Source organism: Streptomyces sp. JJ66, from assembly GCF_019303495.1.
Lineage (GTDB): Bacteria > Actinomycetota > Actinomycetes > Streptomycetales > Streptomycetaceae > Streptomyces.
In genome coordinates this window covers 172,171-197,547 of record NZ_JAEVFI010000008.1, presented here as the reverse complement: position 1 = coordinate 197,547, position 25,377 = coordinate 172,171, and the positions used below count along the sequence as shown (strand labels likewise).

Genomic DNA, 25,377 nt, shown 5'->3' with positions numbered 1-25,377 from the left:
AACGGACGCTTCCTTCGGACACCCTTCCAGGCGATCCTCCGGGCGCTTCCCTTCGGTGTCTCCGACTTTACCAGACTCTTTCCGGCCGGTTTCCCGACCCGATTCCCGCAACCGGCAGGAAACGAAAGGCTGGAGATTATCCGGCCTGAAAGTCTGGATTCGTTGGAGTCCGCCCGCTACACGCTTGGTGTCGGGCAGGTGGATGACAGTACAGCGGCCCGTACCGGCGACGCAAATCGCGCTCCGGGTGAACGGCCGCACGCCCATACGGAATCGGTCACTCCATGACTTAGGCTGCTGAACGCACGCCGCCCGGGACAGGCAGAGGCGGCTGGACGACACCGCACCCTGGAGGCATCCCCATGACGAACGTGACGTCCCCGCTGGCTGGACGCGTCGTTGGGCTCGCGGCTGTGCCCGACCCCGTTTTCTCCGGCTCCATGGTGGGCCCCGGTACCGCTGTCGATCCCGCGCGCGAGGCGACGGTCGCCGTCGCCCCGGTGGACGGAGTGATCGTGTCGCTGCACGCGCACGCCTTCGTCATCGTCGACACAGAGGGCCACGGCGTCCTGACGCATCTGGGGATCGACACGGTGCAGCTGAACGGTGAGGGCTTCGAGCTGCTCGCCGCCAAGGGCGACACCGTCAAGCGGGGCGACGCCATCGTGCGGTGGGACCCGGCCGCAGTAGAGCGGGCGGGAAAGTCCCCGGTCAGTCCGGTGGTGGCGCTGGAGGCGTCCGCCGACGCGCTCTCCGAAATGGTGGAGGACGGCGACATCGCCGTCGGCGCGGCGCTGTTCACCTGGAGCTGACCGTACGCGCCTCTCGGCAACCTGCCGGGGCCGGCCCCCCTAGGACGCATCGCGGTGACGGCGTCACCGCACCGAACCGGAGACGGGTGAGATGGAGACCAAGCTGCAGGGCGTCGGCGTGAGCCACGGCGTCGCCATCGGGCAGGTACGGCACATGGGCACAGCCGTGCTGGAACCGCCGGCGAAGCAGATCGACGCTGAGGAGGCCCCGCGCGAGCAGCAGCGCGCCCGGCAGGCCGTGGAGGCGGTCGCCGCTGACCTCACCGCGCGCGGCAACCTCGCCGGTGGCGAGGCGCAGGCCGTACTGGAGGCGCAAGCGCTGATGGCGCGGGACCCGGAGCTGATCGCCGACGTGGAGCGGCGGATCACGGTGGGCAGTACGGCCGAGCGGGCCGTGTACGACGCGTTCTCCACGTACCGGGAGCTGCTGGCCGGGGCCGGTGAATACCTGGCCGGGCGGGTGGCCGACCTGGACGACGTGCGCAACCGCCTCGTGGCGCGCCTGCTGGGCGTGCCCATGCCGGGTGTGCCGGACAGCGACGAGCCGTACGTGCTGGTCGCCCGCGACCTCGCCCCGGCCGACACGGCACTCCTGGACCCGGCACTGGTGCTGGGCTTCGTCACCGAGGAAGGCGGGCCGACCAGTCACAGCGCGATCCTGGCGCGGGCGCTGGGGGTACCGGCCGTAGTGGCGCTGCGCGGAGCCGGGGAGCTGGCCGAGGGCGAGGTCGTAGCGGTGGATGGCAGCAGTGGCGAGGTCGTCGTGGGCCCGGATGAGGCGCGGCGCGAGGAGCTGGCGCGGGTCGCGGCCGAGCGCAGGGCGGCGCTGGCGGCCTCGTCGGGCCCGGGCGCGACGTCGGACGGGCACAAGGTGCCGCTGCTGGCGAACGTGGGCGGTCCGGCGGACGTGCCCGCGGCTGTGGAAGCCGGGGCGGAGGGGGTGGGCCTGTTCCGCACGGAGTTCCTGTTCCTGGACGACAACAAGCGGGCGCCGTCGGAGGAGAAGCAGGTGGCCGCCTACCGCCAGGTGCTGGAGGCGTTCCCGCAGGGGCGGGTGGTGGTCCGCGTGCTGGACGCGGGCGCGGACAAGCCGCTGGAGTTCCTCACCCCCGGCGAGGAGCCGAACCCGGCGCTGGGCGTGCGGGGCCTGCGGACGCTGCTGGATCACCCGGAGGTGCTGCGCACGCAGCTGACCGCGCTGGCGAAGGCAGCGGAGGGGCTTGCCGTGTATCTGGAGGTCATGGCACCGATGGTCGCCGACCGGGCGGACGCCCGGGCTTTCGCCGACGCCTGTCGGGAAGCGGGGCTGGATGCCAAGTTCGGGGCGATGGTGGAGATCCCGTCGGCGGCGCTGCGGGCGCGGTCGGTGTTGCAGGAGGTGGAGTTCCTGTCGCTGGGCACCAACGACCTGGCGCAGTACACGTTCGCGGCCGACCGCCAGGTGGGGGCCGTGGCGCGGTGGCAGGACCCGTGGCAGCCCGCGTTGCTGGACCTGGTGGCGCTGTCGGCCGAGGCGGCGAAGGCGGAGGGCAAGAGCTGTGGGGTGTGCGGTGAGGCGGCGTCCGACCCGCTGCTCGCCTGTGTCCTGACGGGGCTGGGGGTGACCAGCCTGTCCATGGGTGCCTCCGCGATCCCCTACGTCCGCGCGAGGCTGGCGCGGCATACGCTCGCGCAGTGCGAGCGGGCCGCGGCGGCGGCGCGGGCGGCCCAGAGCGCCGAGGAGGCGCGGCGCGCGGCTCAGGGTGTGCTCTCCGGAGAGTGACGCCGCCCGGGTGAACGGGAACGCGCCCGCCGCACCGGTGCTGGTGGGGCGGGCGCGTCGGGTGGGTCAATCAGTCGTGGGTGGCAGCGCGCTCGCGTCCGAGGCGTTCGTAGACGCGCAGGAGTTCGACATCGTCGACGGAGCCGGGGTTGACGCACTGGTCGAGCGGGGTTCCCTGGAGCAGCCGTTTGACGGGGACTTCCAGGCGTTTGCCGGTCAGCGTGTGTGGGACGGCCGTGATCTCGATGATCTCGTCTGGCACGTGACGGGGTGAGAGCTGTTCGCGGAGGGTGCGTTTGACGGTCTCGCGCAGGGCGCCGTCCAGGGCGGCGCCTTCGGCGAGGTGGACGAACAGCGGCATCCAGTAGCCGCCGCCGGGTTCCTCGACGCCGATGACCAGGGACTCGCGGATCTGCGGCAGGCGTTCGACGACCTCGTAGATGTCGGCGGAGCCCATGCGCACGCCCTGGCGGTTGAGCGTGGAGTCGGAGCGGCCGTGGATGATGACGGAGCCTCGGTCGGTCAGGGTGATCCAGTCTCCGTGCCGCCACACGCCGGGGTACATCTCGAAGTAGCTGTCGCGGTAGCGGGTCCCGTCGGGGTCGTTCCAGAACCTCACCGGCATCGAGGGCATGGGGGCGGTGACGACGAGTTCCCCGACCTCGCCGATGAGCGGCTTGCCGTGCGGGTCCCAGGACTGCAGGTCGGTGCCCAGGCACGGGGCCTGGAGTTCACCGGTGTGCACGGGCAGGGTCGGTACGGCGCCGGCGAAGCAGCTGCACACATCGGTGCCGCCGCTGACGGAGGCGATCCACAGGTCGGTAGCCACCTCGTCGTGGAGCCAGCGGAAACCGTCGGGCGGCAGCGGTGAGCCGGTGGTGGCGACGCAGCGCAGGGCGGAGAGGTCGGCGTCGCGGCCGGGGTGGACGCCGGCCTTGCGGCAGGCCATGACGTAGGCGGCGGAGGTGCCGTAGAAGGTGGCGCCGGTGCGTTCGGCGACGCGCCACTGGGCGTCGGTGGCGGGGTGGCCGGGGCTGCCGTCGTAGGTGATGACGGTGGTGCCGGTGAGCAGGCCGGAGATGAGGAAGTTCCACATCATCCAGCCGGTGGAGGTGTACCAGAAGAAGCGGTCGGCGGGCCCGAGGTCGCAGTGCAGGCCGAGCTGCTTGAGGTGTTCGAGGAGGATGCCGCCCTGGGACTGGACGATGGCCTTGGGCAGGCCGGTCGTGCCGGAGGAGTAGAGCACCCACAGCGGGTGGTCGAAGGGGACCTGCTCGAAGACCGGCTCGGTGTCGGCGGCGGTCAGCGTGTCCCACTCCAGCGCGCCGTCGGGGGCGGCGGTCCCCAGCAGCGGGATGTGGACGACCGCGCGCAGCGTGGGCAGCTCGCGGCGCAGTTCGGCCACGGTGTCGGTGCGGCGGTGCTCCTTGCCGCCGTAACGGTAGCCGTCCACGGTGATGAGCACCACGGGTTCGACCTGCTGGAAGCGGTCGAGCACGCTGCGGGCGCCGAAGTCGGGGGCGCAGGAGGTCCACACGCCGCCGACGGCCGCGGTGGCCAGCAGGGCGATGGCGGCCTGGGGGATGTTGGGCAGGTAGCCGCTGACGCGGTCGCCGGGACGTACCCCCAGGCGGCGCAGTTCGGCGGCGAGCGAGGCGACCTGGCGGCGCAGCTCGGCCCAGCTGACCGGTTGCGGCTCCTGGCGCTCGTCAACGTGCACGAGGGCCGCTTCCCGGGCGCGGGCCGGGTCCTCGGCGGCGCGCAGGGCGTGTTCGGCATAGTTGAGGGTGGCGCCGGGGAACCAGCGGGCACCGGGCATCGCACGCTCGGCGAGCACGGTGTCGTACGGGGTGGAGAAGCGGACGTCGAACCATTCGGTGACCGCCTGCCAGAAGGCGGCCAGCTCCTGGACGGACCAGCGGTGCAAAGCCGCGTAGCTCGCGGCCGGGTCGCCGGGGTGGGCAGCGGGCGCGCCGTGCCGCTGGGCGGCCCAGGTGTGGAAGCGGGTGAGCTGGGCGCGCGCGATGCGGTCGGGTCCCGGCTGCCACAGGGGGCGGGGCTGGGGCGCGGTTGCTTCGGCGGTCATGGGGCGGCTCCCGGACGGTGTACGCGAGGGTGTGCGTGCGTGTACGCGCACGAGCGGGGTGTGCGCGTGACGCGTGCTGTCCAGGACGATGCCATGTGATGATCCGCCGCACCAGGGGCGCCACTCCCGGTCGAGGTCTGGGCAGGGGTGCGACGTCCCGGGGTCGTGGTGGTGAACGCCGGTTGAACGGTGGCGCGCAAGGTGCGGCAGGGTGGCAGGCTGAGCGGCATGGACGCAGGGGGCCTGGGGCAGCCGGCGGGGTGGCGCGGGGCGTGGTTCGAGCGATTGGGCGTCGCGCCGACGGCCCGCCGGGCTCGGTGGGCAGGTTTCGGCAGGCTCGGGGTGCTCAGTGCGCGCGGTGGGGAGCGGCTGCGGGCGCGGGCGCCGGGGGTGGTGCTGGGGGCCGAGCCGGAGCCCGGTGGCGGCAGGGTGCGGTTCGAGCGGTCGGTGCTGCGGGTGCGGGTGACGGTCGGGGGCGCGGTGTTCCTGGGCTGGGACGGGTCGGAGCCGGAGGCGGGCGGGGCGGCGGTGAACGGCGTCCGGGAGCCGGATGGGCGGGCGACGCTGGAGCCGGACGCCGACTCCGGCTGGCGGGTGGTCTCGCAGCGGGTGCGGGTGGTGGTGACGCGGCGCGGGGAGGTGCGGTTGCGTACGCCCGGAGGGGTTCTGCTGCGCCGGGACGGCCCGCCGCTGTGGTGGGAGCGGCAGGCGGGTGGTGGCGGCCCGTGGCTGCTGCGCTCGGAGCTGACGGCGGACGCGCGGGTGCGGAACTTGACGCGCGCGGAGGCGGGCGGCGGTGGGCTGGGGCCGGTCCAGCTGGTGGTGGCCGCGGCCGGGTCCCATCTGGTCGGTCCCGGGCGGCCGCTGCCCGCGCGGTTGACGGTGCGGGAAGGCTCGCCGGGGGCGGGCTCCGGGCACGACAGGCCGGGGCGTGCGGAACTGCGGGCGGCCGGTGGCACCCCGGGGTACTGGGTGGTGGTGGGATCGCCCGAGCGGGTGTTGCGGGACTGGGCGGCGCTGACCGCTGGGGCGCCGCACGGCTGACGCGCGGCGTTGGTCCGTTCGGGGGCTGTCCGGTGGGCGGCCTTGGGCTGGCGCGGGGCGTCGGGCAGGGTGCGGGGCATGCGACGCGTGGTGACGATGCTGGTGTGTGGGGCGGTCCTGTGGGCGGGGGCGCCGTCGGCGGCGGGCGGTGCGGAGGGCCCGCGGGCGCCAGAGCGGTTCGTGGCGCTGGCGGAGGTGGCTCCGGGGGTGCTGGAGGACATCCGGTACGCCGGTGCGCACAACTTCGTCGGCGAGCCGGTGGACGGGTACCAGGAGGGGGTCTGCTTGCTGACGCGGGATGCCGCGCGGGCGCTCGCTCGGGTCCAGCGGGCGGCGACGGCGCGCGGCTACACGCTGAAGGTGTACGACTGCTACCGGCCACAGCGTGCGGTGGACCGGTTCGTCGCCTGGGCGCGGGACGCACATGACACGCGGATGAAGGCGGAGTTCTACCCGCGGGTGGCCAAGGACCGGCTGTTCGCCGAGGGCTACATCGCCGAGCGCTCCGGGCACAGCCGGGGTTCGACGGTGGACGTGACGCTGGTGCGGCTGCCTGTGGTGCCGGCGCGGCCGTACCTGCCCGGTGAGCCGCTGGTGCCGTGTTACGCGCCGCGCGGGCTGCGGTTCCCGGACGCTTCGGTGGACATGGGCACCGGGTACGACTGCTTCGACCGGCTCGCGCACACGCTGAGCCCGCACGTCACGCCCCGGCAGCGGGCCAGCCGGCTGCTGCTGCGCGAGCTGATGGCGGATGGGGGGTTCGTTAACCTGCCCGAGGAGTGGTGGCACTTCACCTACCGGGACGAGCCCTACCCGGGGCGGGTCTTCGACTTTCCCGTGGCGCGGGCGTCGCTGCGCCGCTGACGGCCACCGGAGGGACCGCGCGTCCTTGACGGGTGCCGGGCCCGGTGAACATTGTGGTGTCCACGGCAGACGAGGGGCATGGCTCGGCGCGCTGATCGCGGCCCGTTCGGGCATGCTGATCTCAGGTGCGTTTGCGGTCGGCGCCGACCGCCCGGTGTGCCGGGTGAGCGTTTCGGTGTGCGTCCGGGAGGCATCTCATACGAGTGCCCGGGCCCCTGACCCGGGTCGGACACGCACGAGGAGCCGTCATGGACTATCCCACCGGTGACATCTTCGTCGGCGAGATCATCGGCACCGCCATCCTGGTCCTGTTCGGTGTCGGCGTCGTCGCCGCTGTGACGCTCCGCCACTCCAAGGCGCAGGCCAGTGGGTGGATCGTCATCTCCTTCGGCTGGGGTTTCGGCGTGCTGGCCGGGGCGTACACGGCCGGGCCGCTCTCCGGCGGGCACATCAATCCGGCGGTCACCTTCGGCATCGCGGTGGAGAGCGGGGACTGGAGCGAGGTCCCGGTCTACGTGGCCGGCCAGATGGTCGGCGCGATGCTGGGCGCGGTGCTCGCGTGGGCCGCGTACTACGCCCAGTTCCAGGCGAACGCGGACCGGGAGAAGTCGGCCCCGACGCTGGGCGCCTTCTCCACCGGCCCGGAGATCCGCAAGCCCGTGGTGAACCTGCTCACGGAGATCATCGCGACGATGGCGCTGGTGCTGCCCGTGCTGGCGTTCGGCCTGACCGAGGGGCTGGGGACCTCCGGTACGCAGACGCTGATCGTGGCGCTGCTGGTGGTGGGCATCGGCCTGTCGCTGGGCGGGCCGACGGGCTACGCCATCAACCCGGCCCGGGACCTGGGGCCGCGCATCGTGCACCAGCTGCTGCCGATCCCGAACAAGGGCACCTCCGACTGGGGGTATGCCTGGATTCCGGTGGCCGGGCCGCTGCTGGGCGGGGTACTCGGGGCGCTGATCTTCAACGTGGCGTTCTGAGCCCGCGCCCCCGTGCCGGTGCGCGTCAGGGCGCTGCGGCGGCGTCGTGCCGCTCGCCTCAGAGCGCTCGAAGGCCGTCGATGACCTCTCGCAGGGTGGTCTCGTCCGGCAGCTCGGCCGGGGGGACAGGACGGGTGACGCGGACCAGCCCGGCGGTGACCAGGTCGCTGATGAGGACGCGCACGACGCCGACGGGCAGGTCCAGGTCGGTCGCCAGTTCGGCGACCGATCGCGGCTGCGCCGAGCACCGGCGCACGATGGCGAGGTGTTCGGGGGCGAGCCCTGGGGACCGGGCGGAATCCTCCCGGGCCGGACCGACGCCGGGTGCGGTGCCGCCTTGGGGGTCGGCTTCGGTGCGGTGCGCGCTGTCCGCCGCGTAACCGGGACCGGCCGTGTCCTCGGCGCGCTGGAGGGCGTCGTCGTCCGCGATGACCAGGGCGATCAGGTCCAGTCGCAGGCGGGTGTCGGCGCGGGTGCGGCCCCGCGTCATCGCGTAGGGCCGCACTACGGGTCCGGCCGCGTCGTCGAACCAGGGATCGGTCATGCGCCGCCTTACCCTCCGCCCGGCAGTTCGCTGCGGGGCGCGGTGCCCAGGTGGACGCCGACGCGTTTGACGAGGAGCGTCATCTCGTAGGCGATCTGGCCGACGTCGGCCTCCGCCTCGGCCAGCACCGCCAGGCAGCTGCCGTCCCCGGCGGCGGTGACGAACAGAAAAGCCTCGTCCAGCTCGATCACCGTCTGGCGGACGCCGCCCGTGCCGAAGTGGCGGCCGACGCCCTTGGCCAGGCTGTGGAAACCGGAGGCCACCGCGGCCAGGTGCTCGCCGTCCTCGCGGGAGAGGTCCCGGGAGGCGCCGCGGGGCAGTCCGTCGCCGGAGAGGACGAGCGCCTTGCGGATGCTGCTCACTCGTCCCACCAGCTCGTCCAGGAGCCAGTTGAGCTCGCCGGAGCCGGGGCCTGAAGCGTGCTGAGGTGTCGCGTTCGGTGCGGTCATCGACCGTCCCCTCCGGGTGTGGTTCCGTCGTTGTGCTGGCGTCCGCGCGCCCAGCCGCGCTGGAGGGCGGCCATGCGGTCGCGGACCTGTTCGGCGTCCCGGTCGGCGGGCGTCCCAGCGCGGCGTCCGGTGCCCTCGGCGGGGCGGGTGCCGTCTTCCCCGGCGGGTGCGTCCGGGGAGTGGCGGCCTTGGTGCGGCTGGGGGGCGAGGCTGGCCTGGCGGCGGCGGCGCGGGAGGCCGCCGGGCGTGGTGGGCGGCTCGGGCTTGGTGCCCGCGCGGGGCGTCTGGCCGCCGGGCGTCGCATCCCTGGCGGGCTCGGGCGGGCGGCCGACGGGACGGCCGTGGTCGGCGACCAGCACCGGGCGGGAACCGGTGCCGGGGCGGCGGGGCAGGGGTGCGGGTTCCCCGGATGCCGTAGGACCGTCGGTCTCGCGTGCTGACCGCTCGTCGCGGCCGTGGTGCTGCTCGGCGGCGGGGGCGGGCGCGGTGGTCGCCCCCTGCTCGCGCAGCGCGCGGAACAGGCTCCCGATGCCGTCGGGCGGGGTGTCGTCGGGGCGGCGGTGGTCGAGTTCGTCGAGGGGGTCGGCTATGCCTTCCAGCGGGCCGTCGAGTTCGACCGGTCGGCCGTGGCCGCGCGGGGCACCGGTATCTGCGACGCTCAGAGCGGTGGCGGGGTCGCGCTGCGGTGTGGCGGGCACCCGGGTGAGTGTGCGGTGGTGGACACCGGCGTCCCCGCGCCCGTGTTCGAGCGCCGGGGCGCTGGCGGGGTCGGCCTCGTTCAGCGCCGAAGCGGGGATGAGGACGACGGCGGTGGTGCCGCCGTAGGGAGACGGCTGCAGTGAGACCCGCACGCCCTGGCGCTGAGCCAGCCGGGAGACGACGAACAGGCCGAGCCGGTCGGTGTCGGACAGCTCGAACTCCGGGGTCTCGGCCAGCCGCAGGTTGGCCTCCAGCAGCGCCTCGGGCGGCATGCCCAGGCCCCGGTCGTGGATCTCCAGAGCGAAGCCGCCCGCGACACGATCGCCGCGCACCTGGACGGCGGTGTGCGGAGGGGAGAAGGAGGTGGCGTTCTCCAGCAGTTCGGCGATCAGGTGGGTCAGGTCGCCGACGGCGGGTCCGTCCACGGCCAGGGGCGCCAGGCGGCGGATCTCGATGCGCTCGTAGTCCTCGACCTCGGCGACGGCGGCCCGCACCACGTCGGTCAGCCCGACGGGTTTGCGCCACTGGCGAGAGGGAGCGGCGCCGGAGAGGATGACCAGGCCCTCGGCGTGGCGGCGCATGCGGGTGGTGAGGTGGTCGAGGCGGAAGAGGTCGGCGAGCTCGTCGGCGTCCTCGGTGCGGCGTTCCATGGTGTCCAGCAGCGCGAGCTGGCGGTGCAGGAGCACCTGGCTGCGGCGGGCGAGGTTGACGAACACCTCCGACACCCCGCGGCGCATGTCGGCCTGCTTGACGGCGGCCTCCACGGCGGCGCGTTGCAGGGTGTTGAGGGCCTGGGCTGCCTGCCCGAGTTCGTCGGGCCCGTACTCCAGGCGCGGCGCCTCGGTCTCGACGTCCACCTGTTCACCGGCGGCCAGGCGCCGCATGACGCTGGGCAGTCGCACCCCGGACACCTCGTGTGCCTCGCGCCGCAGCGTGCCGAGGTCCTTGATGAGTCCGCGGCCGATGCGGAAGGAGACGACAACGGACAGCGCCACGGCGAAGAAGCCGCCGACGCCCGCGAGCCCGGCCAGCAGCAGCACGGACCGGGCGGCCGGTGCCACGCGGTCAGCCAGCCGGTCGGCGGCCGCGCCGTTCAGGCGCTCCAGGTCCTTCAGCACGGCCGAGGCCGCGGCTTCCCAGCGTTCGGCGTCCAGCGCCTCGATTACGCCGTCGGGCCCGGCGGCGAGGGCGGTGTTCTCGGTCTCGGTGAGGAGCTGGCCGCTCGCGCCGTCCCAGTAGTCGTCGAAGTGGCGGCGTTCTTCCCCGGGCAGGACGGCGAGGTTGGTGCTGTAGGTGATGCGGCGCTCAGCGATGCGGTCGGAGAACTCGCGCAGTTCCTCCCGCGTCATGCGGCCTGCGGCGAGCGCGGAGGCCATGAGCGCGTCCTCACGGGAGAGCAGTTCGCGGGCGCGGCTGAGTCCGACGAGTGCCTTGCCCTCCCGGTCGAGCGTGGCATCGCGCAGCGAGTGCAGCGTCACCAGCACGTCATGGAGGGGGTCGATGACGGAGGTGTAGGCGGTGAAGGCACTCTCGCGGGTGGCGGTGTTGCGCTGGACCTGCTCCCGGATACCGCCCAGCGCGTCCAGCTCGGTGTGCAGCGTCTCCAGGCGCCCCCGGGAGTTCTCGGGGAGGTCGGCGCGCACCGCGTCGGTTTGGCGGCGCAGTGCGGTGACGGCCGCGTCGGTCTCCTCCTGCTGGCGGGTGAGTTGCGACAGCGCGTCGGAGCGGCGCGGGTCGGCGAGGTGGACGAGCACCTGGCGGCGCTCCTGCTGCACGGCCTGGACGGTCTCCCCGGCTGGTTCGGCGAACTTGGCCACCAGCATGGCCGCGTGGGTGAGTTGTCCGGCCTCACGCCCGGTGAGGTAGGTGGCGAAGGCCCAGATGGCGGTCAGGGTGACCAGGGGCACGAGCAGCAGCGCCACGATCTTCCGGCGGATGGTCTTCCCGCGAAAGCGCATGGCCTCCCCTACGTGACAGCGCCGCCCTCGCCGGTGACGCCGGTCTTCGGCTGTGCTTGGGTTCTGCTTCGGTGGTGCGTGATCGGCGGGGCGCGGTCGTCAGCCCGGCGAACGGGCGCGAGCCTACTACCGCGGGTGGAGAACTCGTAGACATGTCCGGGCCAAGACCCGTTCGGGCGAGGGCTGCCGCGTCCTGATGTTTCGGTTGATGCCGGAGCAAACTGGTCATAGTGGGGTACGGCAGCGGTCCGCAGGTGCGGATGAACTGAGGCGAGGAAGGAGAGCGGGGCCATGGAGGGCAAGCCGCGGCTGCCTGACCCGGTGCGGTCGGCCGCCGTGCGCGCGGTGCTCGTCGTCGCGCTGACCCTCGTGCTGGTGATGGCGGCGGTGCTGTGCACGCTGGCCGGGGTGTGGGCGGCGTTGCCGGTGGTACTGGTCGCGGTGGCCGGGTCGGTGGTGGCCACCTGGGCGGTGCTGGACGTGTGGATCACCCGCCAGGTGTGGGCCCAGCGGCACGGGGTGGTCTCCGAACCCAGCAGCGCGGCACGGGAGCACCGCCCGCGCCGTGGGAACCGGCCCCGGTGACCGGCTGACCTGGCGGGGCTAAGCGGTGGTTTCGGCGGGTGGGCGGCGGAACATGCGGGTGGCGGTGATCTCGCCGTGCACCGTCTCGCCGTCTGGTTCGCGCTCGGGCAGGCCGGGCCGCAGGTGCTCCTCGACGCTGATGTACTTCAGCCCCGCACGCAGGTCGGCGTCGTTGCGCAGCCGGATGACCAGCGGGAACTCCGCGAGCGCCGTGGTGTCGAACAGGCCGGTGGTGTAGAGCAGCTGCACGCCCAGGGCGTCGGCCACCGCGCGCTGGAGCTCCAGCAGATAGGTGGCGTTGGCCCGCCCGATGGGGTTGTCCAGGAACAGCGTTCCGGCGTGCCGGTGCTTGTCACGGCCGCGGTCGTTGCCGCGCAGCGCGGCCATGGTGCAGTACAGGGCGATGGCGGCCGTCAGCAGCTGTCCGCCGGAGAACACGTCGCCCATCTGGCCGACGGGAACGCGTTCGGCGCGCAGCACGGCGTCCGGTTTGAGGATCTCGACGCTGACGCCGCGCGGCCCGAGCGCCGCGTGCACGCCGCGCAGCAGCAGCGTCATGCCGTCGCGGCGCAGGTCGGAGTTCTTGCGCACCGCCGCCCGGGTGGCCTCGTCGATCACCTCGCCGAGCCGTTCGGTGAGCGTGGCCTGGTCGGGGTCCTCGAAGCGGATGCGCAGGAACTCCTGTCCCGACCACTCCCCCAGGCCCTGGGGCAGGCGGGACAGGCGCTGGGCGGAGCGCAGGGTGGTCAGCGCGGTCTCGGTCAGGCCACGCAGGCGGTCTACGATGCTGTCCCGGTTGCGTTCGAGCTGCTCCAGTTCGTCGGTGAGCACGCGCAGCCGGGGCGCGAACGCCTCCGCCCAGGCGGCCGCGTGGTCGGGCAGGGCGGCGGCCGGCAACTCGCGGATCTGCTGCCGCGCGGGGGTGCGCACGGCCTCGTAGCGGGTGGAGTTGGCGTGCCGCACCAGGACGTCACCGGCTTCGCGCACCGCCGTCTCGGCGGCCGTCAGGTCGGCGGCGCAGCCGCGCAGGGAGCGGCGGGCTTCGGCGGCCGCGTGGCGGGCCTCGGCCGGGGTGCCGGTATAGGGCTCGGGCGCCTCGGACTCCTCGCCGGGGTGCGCGGGGTCGCGCAGGAGGTCGCGCAGCATGGCGGCCGTCTCCTCGAAGGCCCCGGCGGCGTCCTCGGCGGCGCGGTGGGCGCGCTGGAGGTCCGCGTGTTCGGTGCGGGCCGCGTCCAGGGCGTCGGTGCGGGCGGCCAGTTCGGTGGTGGCGGTGCGCAGCAGGCGCTGGGCCTCCTCAGCGGTGCCGGGTGTGCGGTCCTCGGTGAGCTCGGCGTGGGCGGTGCCCTGAGGCGGTGCCAGGCGCTCGGCCTCGCCGCGCAGGCGGCCGAGCTGTTCGCTGGCGGTGGCGGCGCGTGACTCCAGCACCTGGACCTGCTGTTCGGCGCGGGCGGCGGCCGCCTGGCGGGAGGGGCCGTCGGCGCCGTCGGCGGTCTGCAGGAGGTGCGCGGCACGGGTGCGGACCTTGTGGGTGAGGCGTTCCAGCTCCGCGAGCGCGGCGCTCTCGTCGCCCTCGGCTCGGGCCTGTTCGGCCCGCAGGTCAGCGCCGACGCCGACTTTCTCGTACAGCTGCGACGCCGCGCGGTGGGCCTCACGCAGCGCGGGCAGGGAGGCGGTGGGCGGGTCCTGGGCTGGGGCGCCGGTCCCGGTGCCGGGCTGCGACTCGGGCGGCTCCTCGAAGACGCCGGCGATCTCGGCGCGTTCAGCGCGCAGAGTGCGGGCGGTGCGGTGGGCGTCGTCGGCGGCACGCTGTGCGGCGCGGCGGTCCTCGTCGGCGGCGCGGGCGCGTTCGCGGCACTCGGTGGCGCGCAGTTCGGCGTCGGCGGCGTCGTCGGCCAGTTCACGCAGCCGCGCCTGCCAGGAGGAGCGTTCACGCAGCCGGAAGGCGAGTCCGGCCAGGGCGTCGGCGGAGCGGCGGGCTCGCTGGGCCGCCTCCTGGCGTTCGTCGCGCAGCGCGCTCGCCTCGGCGGCGGCCCGGGCGGCCTCCTCCCGCTCGGCGGCCGCCCGGGTGTACCGGTGGGCGGCGTCGTCGGCGGCCTCGCGGGCGGCTTCGGCGGCGGCGGTGAGCTGGGTCAGACGGCCGGCGGGGCAGCCGGTGCGCCAGGAGGCGAGGCGGGCGGCCAGGGCGCGGTCCTCGCTCAGGCGGGCGGCCAGGGCCCGGATCTCCTCGTCGCGCGCCGCGGCCCGCGTGCGCAGCGCCCGCCGTTCACCGTCGGCGGCTCCCTCGTCGTGCATGGCCGGGTTGGGCGGCACCAGGAACACGCCGCTGCCCGGGGTGTCCTCGGTGGTGGTGGCGGGAGTGGGGGCGAGCAGGGCCGCGGCGGTGCCGACGGCGACGGCCGAGCGCGGCAGCAGCGCGGCGCTGGTGAGGATCTCGCGGGCGCGGGCGTGGCTGGCGGGGTCGGTGATGACGACGCCGTCGACCAGTTCGGGACGGGTGGCCAGCACGGCCGCGTGGTCGGCCGGATCGACCGCCTGCGCGAGGTAGCGCCAGCCGGGCAGAGCCGGGACGCCGTGTTCGCCCAGGTACTCCACGGTGGCCAGCACGTCGGGGCCGGGCGGGAGCAGGCCGCCGTCGCCCAGGGCCGCCAGCATGCGGGTGTCCTCGGCGGCGGCGGTGCGCAGGTCGAACAGGCGCCGCTCGCCGTCGGCCACGCGGTGGTCCAGCAGTTCGCGCAGGGCCTCGGCTCCGGTGTCCAGCTCCTGCGCGCGCAGGGGCGATTCGGCTTCCAGGAGTTCGACGACGCGGGGTTCGGCGCCGAGCGCCTCGGCCGTGGCGGCCTCAGCGGCGCGGGCGGCGTCGGCGGCCCGGGCGGCGTCGGCGGCCCGGGCAGCGGCCAGTTCGGCGCGGCCGAGTTCAGCGGCGGTCTCCCGGTCGTGTCCGGCGGCGCGGTGGGCGTGTTCGCGGGCGGCGTCCCAGGCGGCGGTGGCCTCGCGGTCGGCGTCGCTGGCGGCCAGCGCCGCGCGGGCCGGGTCGGCGTCGGGCGCGGTGTCCGTCAGCCAGCCGGCGCGCACGGCTTCGGCGGTTTCCTGCTCGACCTCGGCCAGCCGGGCGCGCAGGTGCTCGCTCTCGCTGCGGGCGCGCTGGGCCTCGGTGGCGGCGGCGGTGGCCTCGGTGTGGGCCTCCTCGGCGGTGCGCTGGAGGGCCGCGGAGCGCTCTTCTCCCGAGGCCGCCTGCTCCCCGGCCTCGGTGGCGGCGGCGTGCAGGGCGCGGACGAGGGCGTGTGCGGCCTTGGCGCGGGCGGCGAGGGCGGGTGCGGCGTCGCGTTCGGCGTCCTGGATGGCTTCGGCGGCGCGGGCGGCGCGGTCGGCGGCGGCCCGGTGGCGCAGCACCGTTTCGGCGGCCTGCCAGGCGGAGTGCAGGGTGCGGGCCTCGGTCAGCTCGCGGCGTCCGGCGGTGGCGGCCTTCTCGGCCGCGGCCAGGGCCAGGGAGGCGTGGCGGTAGGCGAGTTCGGCGGCGACGGACGCGGCCCGGGTGCGTTCGCGGTCGGCGGTGGCGACGACGGCGGCGGCCTGGTCGGTGCGTTCGGCCAGGCCGGCGGCGTTGCCGCGCTCGTGGCGGCCGCGGGCGGTGAGCCGGGCGGCGAGGTGGCGGGTGCGCTGCTCGGCCCCGGCGTGCACGGTGCGGCTGCGGTCGCGCTGTTCGGCGGCCTCGGCAATGCGGCTGAGCAGGTCCAGCGAGCCTGCGGTGAAGTCGCGTTCGGCGGTCAGCTCGGTGCGATGGCCGAGCTTGTGGGCGAAGCCGTGGACGAGGTCGGCCAGGCCGTCGGTGTCGCGGGTGTCGGTGACGGCGCGCAGCAGCAGGTCGGTGAAGTCGGCGTCGTTCTTCACTGAGAACAGGCCGGCGGCCTCACCCTCGTCGGCGTTCATCTCGCGCTGGTAGCGGAAGAGTTCCGGGTCCAGACCGAGGGCGTCGAGGTGGTCCTTCCAGCGGTCGTGGATCTCCTCCCACACCACGTCGAGGTTCGGGTACGCCTTGCCCGTCTCGGTGAGGACGTCGCGGAAGCCCTTCATGGTGCGGCGCCGCCCGCGTGCTCCGGAGGCACCTTCGGCGGGACGCAGGGCGCTGGACTCGGCCACGGGCAGTGCGTCCAGCGACAGGCCGGGCCCGGGGCGGAAGGAGTACCAGGCTTCGGCGAACTTCCGCGGATCGGCGGAGACCTGGCGCCCGCGCCACTCGCTGACCTTCCCGACGACGACGCTCTCCCCGGTGAGGGTGTGCTGCCACTCCAGGGCGACGTGCCCGGTGTCCTCGGCGAGCAGGAACTTGCGCAGCACGCCGGAACTGGCGCCGCCCAGGGTGTTGCGGTGGCCGGGCAGCATGACGGAGAAGATCAGCTTGAGCAGCACGGACTTGCCGCCGCCGTTCTCCAGGAACAGCACGCCCGCTGGGGCCGGGCGGCACGGGGGCCCGGCGGGCTCGTCCTCGAAGAAGTCCGCCTGGGCGGGGGCGGGCGCGGGTACAGGCGCGCCCACTCCGCGCAGGTCCAGCACGGTGTCGGCGTAGCGCGCACCGGCGGGGCCGATGGAGTACAGGCGGATGCGGGACAACTCGTACATGGGCGGACTCTCGGTGCGGGCGTGGCGTGCGGTGAGCGGGGTGGCCGCGGGTGGGGCCGGTGCGGGGACGGCGGGGCGGCCGGGGTCAGGTGTGGAAGGGCAGGCCGGCGCCCTCGGCCAGTTCCGCGCCGGCCTCCTCAGCGGGCGGGAGCAGGGTGGCGCTGCCGTCGCTGACCGGGACGATGCCCAGCTCCAAAAGCTCGGTGAGGGCGGCGCTGCCCGCCATGTCGCGGACCTGAAGCTGGTAGCGGGCGGTGGTGCGGAAGGTGCCGCCCGAGTCGTCCCCGGTGCGCTGGAGGAACCCGGAGTCCACCAGGAAGGCGACGGCCTTGGCGACGATGCCGGTGGTGGAGCCGGACAGGCGGCGGGCGTCCTTGGTGGCGCCGGTGGCGCTGCGCCGCGCGTACACCCGCCAGGCGGCCTCAAGCCCCGGCGCGTCAGTGACCGGGTCGGTGTTCTCACCCTCCTCGGCTGCCCGCTCCTCCAGTCTGCGGCACGCCTGGCGGACGAACGCGTCCACGCCGTTGACCGACACGCGGCCGATATAGCCGTCGTCGGCGAGGTCTTCGGGGCGCGGGAAGGCCAGAGCGGCAACCGCCAGGTGTGCCAGGCCGTGCAGGAACCGGTCGGTGGCGTCGGAGGCGGTACGGCGGGCGTAGTCGCCCATGCGGACGGCGAAGACGGAGTCCTCGGCGGCGGTCAGAGCCATCCCGGCCCGGGCGGAGACCTCCAGCACCACCAGGCCCAGGCCGGTGGCGACGGCGTCGGCGAGGCGGGCGAAGGCGGGCTCGTCGCGGTAGCGGCGCAGGAGTTCGGCGTAGTCGGCGTCGCGCGCGGGCAGCAGTTTGGGCTGCAGCCCGAAGGACACCAGCCGCGCGGCGTCGGCGGCGTCGGCCGGGGTGAGGGCCGCGGGCCGCTGCGGGGAGGGCTGCGACCCGGGGTCGGTGCCGGAGTCCTGCACGGGGGTCTCTTCTCGGTGCGGGGGCGGGGAAGCGGGGGCGGCGCTCACGCGGGGGCCTCGCTGCGGGCGGCGGCCATGGCGGCGGCGTCCAGCTCGGCGGTGCCGACGATGAGATCGGCACCGCCGAACTGGTCGTCGGCCAGCTCGGTGCCGTCGTCCACGGCGAACAGCAGCCGCCGCTCGCCCTGCCGGTAGGCGGTGCCGACCGGCGGACTGGCGGCGTGCACGGCGAGCAGGGCGAGCAGGTGGGGCAGCTCCGGGTCCAGCGCGCGGGCCTCGGCCAGCAGGCCGGACAGGCGGCGCGGCGCGTCGGGCGGCAGCGTCAGCAGCTCGGTGGCGGCCGCGAATTGCTCCTCGCTGAACCGGCTGTCGTCCGGGGTGGCGACCAGCTCGGGCTCGGGCAGCTCGGCGCCGAGGTGTTCGCGGGGTGCGGGCGGGCTCAGCAGCAGCTCCGTCAGGTCGGCCAGGCGGACGGTGCCGGGGGTGCGCAGGCCGGTGCCGTGGGCGAAGTAGGCGTCGGTGACCCGCAGGGCCCGCTCGACGGGTTCGGGCAGCAGCGGGGCCAGGAGCTGGCCGTACAGGTCGAGCCCCGCGCGCGCGGCGGGGGGTGCGAACGCCTGCCGGTCCTGCTCGGCGCGGAAGAGGGGGCCCGCCTCCAGCAGGCGGGACTGGAGCTGGGTGTGCCGGCGAATGCAGTCCTTGACGATATCGACCAGTTCGGCGGCGCGCAGCTTGTGGTCGGGGTGGCGTTCCTCGCCCGTCTCGTCCCGGGCCCGGCGGATGTTGGTGAGGATGGCGTTCTCGTGCCGGTAGCGGTCGGCGACGTGGTCGAGTGCTTCGGCGATGAGATCGGGCACGGTGTGCAGCCAGTCCACCGCGCGGACGTTGCGCCGGGTGGCCTCCAGGGTGCGGCGCAGTGTCTCGGCGTACTGGACGGTGCGGTAGCGGGCCTGCTCGGCGGCGAGCTGGGCGTCGGCCAGGCGGCCCCGGCTGACCAGCACCTCCAGCTTCACCTCGGCGGCGATCTGCGCGCTGGTGACGTCGGTGTCCAGCGCCCCGACCAGCACGTTGACCGCCTCGTCGGTGGTGCGCAGGTAGACCCGGCCGCCGGGGCCCGGCACCTCCTCGACAAGCTTGAAGTCGTAGTCGCGCCGCACGTAGCTGCCGTCGGGTGCGAAGGTGCCGTAGACGGCGCGGAAGCCGCGGTCGACGCTGCCGACGTTGATGAGGTTCTCCAGCACCCAGCGGGCCACCCGTTCGTGCTCTTCGGCGGCGCGCCCGGGCGCCTGCGCGGCGACCCGGGGCAACAGCCGGGCCACCACGTCCTCGTGATCGGCTCCGGTGTCGAAGTCCATCTGAAGGGTGACGGCGTCGATCGCGGCGAGCGCGACCTCAGCCATGGCGTAGGTGCCGTACTCGCCGGAGAGGTTGGCCTTGCGGGCGTCCAGGTCGTGCAGGGGCGCGGTGCAGGCCAGCGCGCGCAGACGCCGGGCCAGACCCTCGTCGGCGGCGGGGCCCGGGGCGGGGCGGGCGGTGCCCGGGCGCGGGACGGATACGGCGGAACTCACGACGCACAGCGTAGGCGCTGGCCCTGACAGCCCACGCCCCGCCGTCACGCACCCGCCGGTGCGGCGCGGGCGAGGGGTCCTGGCGGCGGAGGCCCACGCCGCACGGTGGCCGCGCGCACCGGGTCGCGGCTCAGGCGGTCAGCACGGCGCGGGCGTCGCGGACCTGCGCGTAGTGGTCGAGCAGCTGGTCGCCGACGGCCGTCCAGGTACGGCGGGCGACAGCGGTGCGTCCGGCCGCGCCGAGCCGCAGGCGCAGCCGCGGGTCGTCGTGCAGGGCGCGCACCGCCTCGCGGACGGCAGCGGCGTCGTGCGGCGGGACGAGCAGGCCGGTGTGCCCGGGCTCCACCAGGTCCAGCGGGCCGCCGACCGCGGGTGCGACGACGGCGACACCGCTGGCCTGCGCCTCCTGCACCGTCTGGCAGAACGTCTCGAAGGGACCGGTGTGCACGAAGACGTCCAGGGAGGCGTAGAGGCGGGCGAGGCGGGCCCCTGGACGGCGGCCCAGGAAGCGGGCGCCGGGCAGCGCGGCGCGCAGCGCGGGTTCGCTTGGCCCGTCGCCGATGATGACGACGCGGACGCCGGGCAGCGTGCAGACTCCGGCCAGCAGCTCGATGTGCTTCTCGGGTGCGAGCCGTCCCACGTAGCCCACCAGCAGCTCTCCGCCGGGCGCCAGTTCGCGCCGCAGCGCCGGATCGCGGTGGGACGGGTCGAAGCGGGTGGTGTCCACGCCGCGCGGCCACAGGTGGACGCGGGGCACGCCGTGGGCGCCGAGTTCGGCGGCGGAGGCGGCGGAGGGGGCCAGGGTGCGGTCGGCGGCGGCGTGCACGGTCCGGAGACGGCGCCAGGCGGCGGCCTGGCCGGTGCCGAGGTAGGTGCGGGCGTATCCGGCGAGGTCGGTCTGGTAGACGGCGACCGTCGGCACCCCCAGCCGGGCGGCGGCGGCCATGCCGCGCACGCCGAGCACGAACGGGCTGGCGAGGTGGACGACGTCGGGGCGGTGCCCGGCCAGGGCCGTGGCGAGCCGGCGGCTGGGGACGGCGATGCGGACCTGCGGATAACCGGGCAGCGGCAGGGACGGCACGTGCACCAGGCGCACGGGCCCCGGATCGCAGCGCGCGGTGCCGGGGGCGGGCGCCGGGGCCAGGACCAGCGGGTCGTGTCCGCGCCGGGCGAGGTGGTGGGCGGTCTGCCACGCGCAGTGCGCCACGCCGTTGACGTCGGGCGGGTAGGACTCGGTGACGATGCAGACTCTCATGCCCCGGTTCTCGCCCCGGCGGGCGTGGGGACGGCCACGGGAGTGTGGCGGCGAGCCGAACGTCGCGTGAGCGGTGCGGTGGCGCGCCCCGTACGGCGGCAGCGGGACGCCCCGGCGGCCAGGCGGGCTGACGGTGGTTAGGCGCCGGGCGTGGCGCCCACGGTCAGCGGCCGGGGTGCGGGCCGGGACTCAGGCGGCCGCGGACGGCGCTTTGCACGCCCGCCTCCTCAGCCGGGTCGGCGGCCAGGCGGCGCAGACGTTCCACCACGCGGTGGTCGCCGGTGGTGGCGGCGCGGGCGGCGATCTCCCGGGTTGACTCCTCGCAGTCCCACAGGCACTCGACGGCGAACGAGGCCGCGAAGCCCGGGTCCGTGGCGGCCAGCGCGCGTGCGGTGCGTCCGCGCAGCTGTGAGGACGCCGTCTCCCGGTAGACGTGCCGCAGCACGGGAGCGGCGCAGCCGACCGCCAGCCGTCCGGCGCCGTCCACCAGCGCGCCGAGCGCCTCGCTGTCGCAGCCCTCGGTGCGCACGGTGCGGCGCAGGGCGGCGAGCACGGCGTCGGTGTCCTGGGCGCTGCCACGGCTGGCGAGCATGGCGGCGGCCTCCGCGCCGAGCACGTCCTCACGTGCGGCCCAGTGGCGGGCCTGCCGCAGCGCCCCGGGGCTGCGCATCCGGCCGAAGGCGGCGGCCGCGGCGGCCGCCACGGGCGCCGGGCCGCAGGTGACGGCTTCGTCGATGAGGCCGAGCACCTCGGGGTCGGCGCGCTCGGCCAGGTGGCGCAGGGCCGCGGCACGGGCGGCGTCGGGGCCGCCGCGCGCGGCGGCTCGCAGCTCGGGCGTGTCCCGCGGGCCCGCGACGGCGGCCAGGCAGCGGGCGGCGGCGGCCTCGCGCTGCTGGCGGGCCTGCTCGACGTCGTAGGGTTCACCCGCCGGTGGCACCGGCAGTTCCTGGGCCCAGGCAAGTACCTCGCGCACGCTCCAGCCCGGCCGGGGACCGCTGGAGCGCAGCTGCCGGGACCAGCGGTCGAAGGCGTGCCGCTCGCGCACCGCGGCCAGGCGTGCGCGCTGCTCGGGGCGGTGCGGGTCCTCGGCCCACAGGCGCCAGGGGCGTGGTTCGAACGCGTCCCGCAGGGCGGCGGCCAGCTCCGCGTCGCCCGCCTCGGTGGCGGGGAAGCGGGCGAGCACCGTGGGGCCGAGGCGGCGCAGCGCCGCGTCGTCGTCGCGCACGGCCAGCTCGTCCAGTGCCCACTGCCAGTTCGTGCCCCGTGCCGCGTACCGGCGCAGCAGGCGCAGCGCGCCGGTGTCGCCGTAGGAGGCGAGGTGGCCGAGGACGGACAGGGTGAGGCCGGTGCGCTCCTCGCGGGTGTCCAGCCGGTCCTGCGGGGCGAACAGGTGGGCGGCGAGTGGGTCGAGACCGGCGTCGAGATCACGGTGCAGGCGGGCGTAGTACAGGGAGCGGTGTTCGACCTGCCAGTCGCGGCGCGGGTCGTGGTCCAGGCAGTGGTGCAGCGCGGAAAGGGCCTCGGCGCGCGGCGCCGCCAGCGCGTGCAGCGTGCCGTCGCCACGACCACGCTGCAGCAGACCGAGCAGCGTGCCACTGGGCGCTATGTCTGGATCGACGTATTGGCCGAGATTCTCCGCGAACATAGAGGTCAGCATCCGGTAAGGGGGTCAGGCTGGCAACGGGATTTCCGTTCCCCGGCTTCTTGCCGGTACGGCGGCGGTCCATTCCTGTCCGGGTGGACCGTTTGCCGCCGGCGCGCAAGCCTAATGCCCTGGGGCGCGTGATGATCCACCGCGGCTGGCCGGGGCGCCGCCGGGCTGCTGGGCCTTAAGCCGCCGAGCGACCGGGCGGCAAGCAGTCGGACGCCGTAGGCATATGCGTCCGGCACCACCGGTTTCCGGTTCGGCGGAACGCCTTACGGCGTGTCGCTCGCTGTGCCACAGTCGTTACCCAGACACCTGCCCGGCTCCCGCTGCCCCCCGGAGTGCGCGATGTCCTCATCCTCTCCCGCTAGTTCCTCCGCCGTCCCCGTTCCCGGCCAAGGTGCCCTGGACGCCCTGATCACGCAGACCCGGCGGATGCGCGGATCGGTGACCGCCGTGCGGCAGGAGACGGTGGGCGCGGAGCACGCCGCAAACGACGCGCGGCTGCGGTGGCAGCGCGCACTGTGCGACCTCGCGGTACTGCACCTGGACGACCTGGGCAGCAGGCTCGGCGAGTTGCGGGACGGGCCACGGCCGGCCCCGCCCCAGGCGGCTGCCGCCGAACCCGTGGCAGCGGAGCGGACCGGTCGGGCGGGGAGCGCGGAGTGGAGCTTCCTCACCGACGAGGTGGAGTGGTCGCCGGAGCTGTACGCGATCTTCGGCCGGGCGCCCGAGGACGGCCCGCTCTCCCTGGATGAGCTGCCCACCTGGCTGCTGCCGGACGACCAGACGTGGATGATGCGGGCCGTCACCGACTGCCTGGTGGACGGCCTCCCGGTAGACGGCGAGTTCAGCCTCGTCCGCGACGACGGGTCGGTGGCCACCGTGCACATGCGCGGCGAGCCGGTGCTCGACCGCGACGGCACGACGGCCGCGCTGTGGGCTGTGCTGCGCGACATCAGCAGCGAGCGGCGCGGCGAGCGGGCGGCGCAGAAGAGCCGCGACATCGTGCGGCAGCAACAGCACCGGGCACACACCGAGCGGCGCATCGCCGTGGAGTTGCAGGAGACCGTGCTGCCGCCGTGGCGCGGCACGCGGCAGTTCTCCCAGGCGGACGGGGGACCGGGCGGTGGCGGCATGGAGCTGGCCGGGCACTACCTGCCCACCACCGCCGGGGCGCTGGCCGGCGGCACCTGGTACGACGCGCTCGGCCTGCCCGACGGTGCCACGCTCCTGACCGTCGGAGACCTGACGGGGCACGGGGTAGAGGCCACGTCCGGCATGGCCATGCTGCTCGGCGCGGTACGCGGACTCGCGCTCGCCGGGACACGCCCAAACGCGCTGATGGGTCACCTGAACCACCTGCTCGACACCGCGGCTCAGCCCGCTCTGGGCAGCGCCCTGTGCTGCCGGTACGAGCCCGGCACCGCATCACTGTCGTGGGCCCAGGCGGGCCATCCGGCGCCGCTGTTGTACCGCGACGGGCAGGCCAGGCGGCTTGCGGCGGCCGACGGGGTGCTGCTGGGGGCCACCACCGGTGCCACCTACACCGAGCGCGCGGAACGGCTGCTGCCAGGTGACACACTGCTGCTCCACACCGAAAGCCTCGTCGGCCCCTCCCCCGGCCTCGGCGGCACCTCTGGCGCCGACCCACTGCTCGGGCTGACGCCGCGGATGATCTCGGCGCGCTCGGCGCAGGACTGCGTGCGCGTGCTGGCCGAGGAGTTCGCGGGCCCCGGGCGTGAGGACGACGCGTGCTTCCTGGTCGCCCGGGTGTCCTCGGCACGGGGCGGCGAGACGCGGTAGGCGCGTCGGGCGGCCGGTGCCGGTCCCGAGCTGTCGGCGCACCACCGGTGAGGCCGGTGGAGCCTGCCGACGGACGCCCCCGTACGCACTTTCCGGCAACGTCGTCGCACCGCTGCTCCCGGTGGAGTAGCAGCCCTTTGGGGGAGAGTCGCCGCCCTACACCTTCAGCCTGCGCGGGCTCTTCACCGGGCCGGTGCGCGGTGACCTGGGCGCCTGGGGCAGGGCCTGCTCGATCTCCTCGCGCAGCCCGTCGATCGCAGGGTAGCCCGCGTACCGCGCCGTCAGCCGGTACATCTCCCGCAGCCGGTCCCAGGTGCGGTGCGAGGAGTTCTCGTGGACGGACACCAGCGCCATCCGCGCGTACCGGTCGGCCTGGTCGGGATCGTCAGCGATGAAGTAGGCGGAGGCCAGCGAGATGTGGTCGAAGATCTGCGAGCGCTGGAACCCCTCGCCCCGCAGCGCCAGGGCCTTCCTGGCGTGGAACTCGGCGGTCTTCGCCACCGCCGGGTCGTGGTCGGCGAGGGTGCGGTAGGCCAGCGCCTGCATGCCGTGCAGGTCGGCCTCGTCGAAGTTCTGCATCCAGCTGGGGGGCGGTACCGCGCCCTTGTCCGAGGCGAACAGTTCCTCGGCCTCGCCGAGGGTCCGCCGCACGTCCTGGCCGTGCCCCATGGACGCCTGCGCCCACGCCTCGATCGTGTGCAGCATCGCCCGGGTACGCGGCAGGGCCTGCTCGCCCGCACCGGCGTGGGCCAGTTTCATCAGGTCCAGTGCGTCGGCGGGACGGCCGAGGTGAACCATCTGGCGCGCGGCGCGGGAGAGGGCCTCGCCCGCGCGGGGTCGGTCCCCGCCCTCGCGCGCGGCATGTGCGGCGAGCACGAAGTACTGCTGTGCCGTGGGCTCCAGACCCACGTCGTGCGACATCCAGCCCGCCAGTACGGAGAGGTTGGCTGCCACGCCCCACAGGCGGCGTTGCAGTGACGGCGGGTGGCGGAGCGTCAGCATGCCGCCCACCTCGTTGAGCTGTCCTACGACGGCCTTGCGCTGCAGGCCGCCGCCGCGAGAGGCGTCCCAGGCCCGGAAGACCGTCACCGAGTGTTCCAGTGCCTCGACTTCCTGGGAGCCCACCGGCAGACCGTCGTAACCGTCCAGCGCCGCCGGACCGGCGGTGGCCGGGGTGGGCAGGGTCCGGCCGGGGTCGGTCCGCAACCAGTCGTACAGCGAGCCGTGGAGTGCTGAGCCTGCGGCGAGCGCGGCGCCCGCGCCCACCAAGCCGCGTCGGTTGAGCATGAGGTCCATTCCCGTGAGTTCGGTGAGGACCACGGCCGTTTCGTCAGAGCTGAGCGGCAGTCCTTCGACGGTCTGCCGCCTGGCCGACTGCCCCGGCTTGCGGAACCCGAGGTCCTCGATGGTCACGACACGGCCGAGTCGCTCGGTGAACAGGGAGGCCAGCACCCGTGGTACCGGATCACGCGGGGTCTCTCCCGTGTCGATCCAGCGCCGCACCCGCGAGGTGTCCGTCGCCAGCTGCGGATGGCCCATGGCCGCCGCGTGCCGGTTGACCGTCCGGGCGAGTTCGCCCTTCGACCAGCCGGTCAGCTCGAACAGCTCCGCGAGTCGGGTGTTGCGTCCCTTGGTCACGTCAAGCCCCCAGGTTCTCGGCTGAGTTGACAGTAACCGCGGAAATCGGGGGCGGCGAGGATTCGCCAGGGTTCGCCAGGGTTCGCCAGATGGTGTGCCACGGC

General features: G+C 74.7%; 18 protein-coding genes. 8 read left to right on the top strand and 10 right to left on the bottom strand.

Annotated features, from left to right (window positions below; all coding sequences use genetic code 11):
- The 3 genes from JJV70_RS08390 to ptsP all read left to right on the top strand — a co-directional run.
- Window positions 1-288: hypothetical protein (locus JJV70_RS08390; RefSeq protein WP_219047120.1), on the top strand; the 288-nt coding region annotated here is incomplete at its 5' end.
- A 74-nt stretch (window positions 289-362) separates the two neighbouring features.
- Window positions 363-812, top strand: coding sequence for a PTS glucose transporter subunit IIA (locus tag JJV70_RS08385; protein ID WP_219047119.1), 450 nt, complete (start codon window positions 363-365; stop codon window positions 810-812).
- Between the two features lie 91 nt (window positions 813-903).
- Window positions 904-2,574, top strand: a complete 1,671-nt coding sequence (gene ptsP / locus JJV70_RS08380) for a phosphoenolpyruvate--protein phosphotransferase (protein WP_219047118.1) — start codon at window positions 904-906, stop codon at window positions 2,572-2,574.
- 70 nt (window positions 2,575-2,644) lie between these two features.
- On the opposite strand, the gene JJV70_RS08375 is transcribed toward ptsP, so the two are convergent.
- Window positions 2,645-4,660 (bottom strand): acetoacetate--CoA ligase, encoded by a 2,016-nt coding sequence (locus tag JJV70_RS08375; protein ID WP_219047117.1) that lies wholly within the window; start codon window positions 4,658-4,660, stop codon window positions 2,645-2,647.
- 228 nt (window positions 4,661-4,888) lie between these two features.
- Between JJV70_RS08375 and JJV70_RS08370 the strand changes: the two genes are divergently transcribed.
- The 3 genes from JJV70_RS08370 (at window position 4,889) to JJV70_RS08360 (ending at window position 7,548) form a co-directional block, all read left to right on the top strand.
- On the top strand, window positions 4,889-5,704 hold the full coding sequence (locus JJV70_RS08370; protein ID WP_219047116.1) for a hypothetical protein: 816 nt from the start codon (window positions 4,889-4,891) through the stop codon (window positions 5,702-5,704).
- 78 nt (window positions 5,705-5,782) lie between these two features.
- Window positions 5,783-6,568, top strand: a complete 786-nt coding sequence (locus JJV70_RS08365) for a M15 family metallopeptidase (protein ID WP_219047115.1) — start codon at window positions 5,783-5,785, stop codon at window positions 6,566-6,568.
- Between the two features lie 248 nt (window positions 6,569-6,816).
- Window positions 6,817-7,548 (top strand): MIP/aquaporin family protein, encoded by a 732-nt coding sequence (locus JJV70_RS08360; protein ID WP_219047114.1) that lies wholly within the window; start codon window positions 6,817-6,819, stop codon window positions 7,546-7,548.
- Between the two features lie 58 nt (window positions 7,549-7,606).
- Here JJV70_RS08360 and JJV70_RS08355 read toward each other — a convergent pair whose 3' ends face one another.
- The 3 genes from JJV70_RS08355 to JJV70_RS08345 are packed head-to-tail and all read right to left on the bottom strand — an operon-like array spanning window position 7,607 to window position 11,198.
- A complete protein-coding gene (locus tag JJV70_RS08355; protein WP_219047113.1) occupies window positions 7,607-8,092 on the bottom strand; it encodes a DUF742 domain-containing protein in 486 nt (161 codons plus the stop codon).
- Between the two features lie 8 nt (window positions 8,093-8,100).
- A complete protein-coding gene (locus tag JJV70_RS08350; RefSeq protein ID WP_219047112.1) occupies window positions 8,101-8,541 on the bottom strand; it encodes a roadblock/LC7 domain-containing protein in 441 nt (146 codons plus the stop codon).
- Window positions 8,538-11,198, bottom strand: a complete 2,661-nt coding sequence (locus JJV70_RS08345) for a nitrate- and nitrite sensing domain-containing protein (protein ID WP_219047111.1) — start codon at window positions 11,196-11,198, stop codon at window positions 8,538-8,540. Before JJV70_RS08345 ends, JJV70_RS08350 begins: the two co-directional genes overlap by 4 nt.
- A 291-nt stretch (window positions 11,199-11,489) precedes the next feature.
- Between JJV70_RS08345 and JJV70_RS08340 the strand changes: the two genes are divergently transcribed.
- Window positions 11,490-11,783 carry a hypothetical protein gene (locus JJV70_RS08340; RefSeq protein WP_219047110.1) on the top strand — a complete coding sequence of 98 codons (294 nt, stop codon included), beginning with the start codon at window positions 11,490-11,492 and terminating at the stop codon, window positions 11,781-11,783.
- Between the two features lie 18 nt (window positions 11,784-11,801).
- Here the strand turns inward: JJV70_RS08340 and JJV70_RS08335 are convergent, their stop codons facing one another.
- From JJV70_RS08335 to JJV70_RS08315, 5 genes are all read right to left on the bottom strand, one after another.
- Complete coding sequence (locus tag JJV70_RS08335) at window positions 11,802-16,400, bottom strand: hypothetical protein (RefSeq protein ID WP_219047109.1); 4,599 nt, start codon at window positions 16,398-16,400, stop codon at window positions 11,802-11,804.
- Between the two features lie 85 nt (window positions 16,401-16,485).
- Window positions 16,486-17,361 carry a hypothetical protein gene (locus JJV70_RS08330; protein ID WP_219047108.1) on the bottom strand — a complete coding sequence of 292 codons (876 nt, stop codon included), beginning with the start codon at window positions 17,359-17,361 and terminating at the stop codon, window positions 16,486-16,488.
- A 44-nt stretch (window positions 17,362-17,405) separates the two neighbouring features.
- Window positions 17,406-18,929 carry a hypothetical protein gene (locus tag JJV70_RS08325; protein WP_308294738.1) on the bottom strand — a complete coding sequence of 508 codons (1,524 nt, stop codon included), beginning with the start codon at window positions 18,927-18,929 and terminating at the stop codon, window positions 17,406-17,408.
- Window positions 18,930-19,059: 130 nt separating this feature from the next.
- Window positions 19,060-20,184 carry a glycosyltransferase family 1 protein gene (locus tag JJV70_RS08320; protein ID WP_219047107.1) on the bottom strand — a complete coding sequence of 375 codons (1,125 nt, stop codon included), beginning with the start codon at window positions 20,182-20,184 and terminating at the stop codon, window positions 19,060-19,062.
- 163 nt (window positions 20,185-20,347) lie between these two features.
- Window positions 20,348-21,841, bottom strand: coding sequence for a HEAT repeat domain-containing protein (locus JJV70_RS08315; RefSeq protein WP_257573587.1), 1,494 nt, complete (start codon window positions 21,839-21,841; stop codon window positions 20,348-20,350).
- 336 nt (window positions 21,842-22,177) lie between these two features.
- On the opposite strand from JJV70_RS08315, the gene JJV70_RS08310 reads away from it, so the two are divergent.
- Window positions 22,178-23,635 (top strand): PP2C family protein-serine/threonine phosphatase, encoded by a 1,458-nt coding sequence (locus JJV70_RS08310; RefSeq protein WP_219047106.1) that lies wholly within the window; start codon window positions 22,178-22,180, stop codon window positions 23,633-23,635.
- A 156-nt stretch (window positions 23,636-23,791) separates the two neighbouring features.
- On the opposite strand, the gene JJV70_RS08305 is transcribed toward JJV70_RS08310, so the two are convergent.
- Window positions 23,792-25,273, bottom strand: coding sequence for a hypothetical protein (locus tag JJV70_RS08305; protein WP_219047105.1), 1,482 nt, complete (start codon window positions 25,271-25,273; stop codon window positions 23,792-23,794).
- Between the last annotated feature and the right edge of the window lie 104 nt (window positions 25,274-25,377).

Bases quoted from the DNA above. Each gene is read 5' to 3' on its own strand.
- JJV70_RS08310 (WP_219047106.1), top strand. From the start codon at position 22,178: ATGTCCTCATCCTCTCCCGCTAGTTCCTCCGCCGTCCCCGTTCCCGGC.
- JJV70_RS08375 (WP_219047117.1), bottom strand. From the start codon at position 4,660: ATGACCGCCGAAGCAACCGCGCCCCAGCCCCGCCCCCTGTGGCAGCCG.
- JJV70_RS08335 (WP_219047109.1), bottom strand. From the start codon at position 16,400: ATGTACGAGTTGTCCCGCATCCGCCTGTACTCCATCGGCCCCGCCGGT.
- JJV70_RS08370 (WP_219047116.1), top strand. From the start codon at position 4,889: ATGGACGCAGGGGGCCTGGGGCAGCCGGCGGGGTGGCGCGGGGCGTGG.
- JJV70_RS08360 (WP_219047114.1), top strand. From the start codon at position 6,817: ATGGACTATCCCACCGGTGACATCTTCGTCGGCGAGATCATCGGCACC.
- JJV70_RS08385 (WP_219047119.1), top strand. From the start codon at position 363: ATGACGAACGTGACGTCCCCGCTGGCTGGACGCGTCGTTGGGCTCGCG.
- JJV70_RS08320 (WP_219047107.1), bottom strand. From the start codon at position 20,184: ATGAGAGTCTGCATCGTCACCGAGTCCTACCCGCCCGACGTCAACGGC.
- JJV70_RS08340 (WP_219047110.1), top strand. From the start codon at position 11,490: ATGGAGGGCAAGCCGCGGCTGCCTGACCCGGTGCGGTCGGCCGCCGTG.
- JJV70_RS08345 (WP_219047111.1), bottom strand. From the start codon at position 11,198: ATGCGCTTTCGCGGGAAGACCATCCGCCGGAAGATCGTGGCGCTGCTG.
- ptsP (WP_219047118.1), top strand. From the start codon at position 904: ATGGAGACCAAGCTGCAGGGCGTCGGCGTGAGCCACGGCGTCGCCATC.
- JJV70_RS08350 (WP_219047112.1), bottom strand. From the start codon at position 8,541: ATGACCGCACCGAACGCGACACCTCAGCACGCTTCAGGCCCCGGCTCC.
- JJV70_RS08355 (WP_219047113.1), bottom strand. From the start codon at position 8,092: ATGACCGATCCCTGGTTCGACGACGCGGCCGGACCCGTAGTGCGGCCC.
- JJV70_RS08315 (WP_257573587.1), bottom strand. From the start codon at position 21,841: ATGCTGACCTCTATGTTCGCGGAGAATCTCGGCCAATACGTCGATCCA.
- JJV70_RS08365 (WP_219047115.1), top strand. From the start codon at position 5,783: ATGCGACGCGTGGTGACGATGCTGGTGTGTGGGGCGGTCCTGTGGGCG.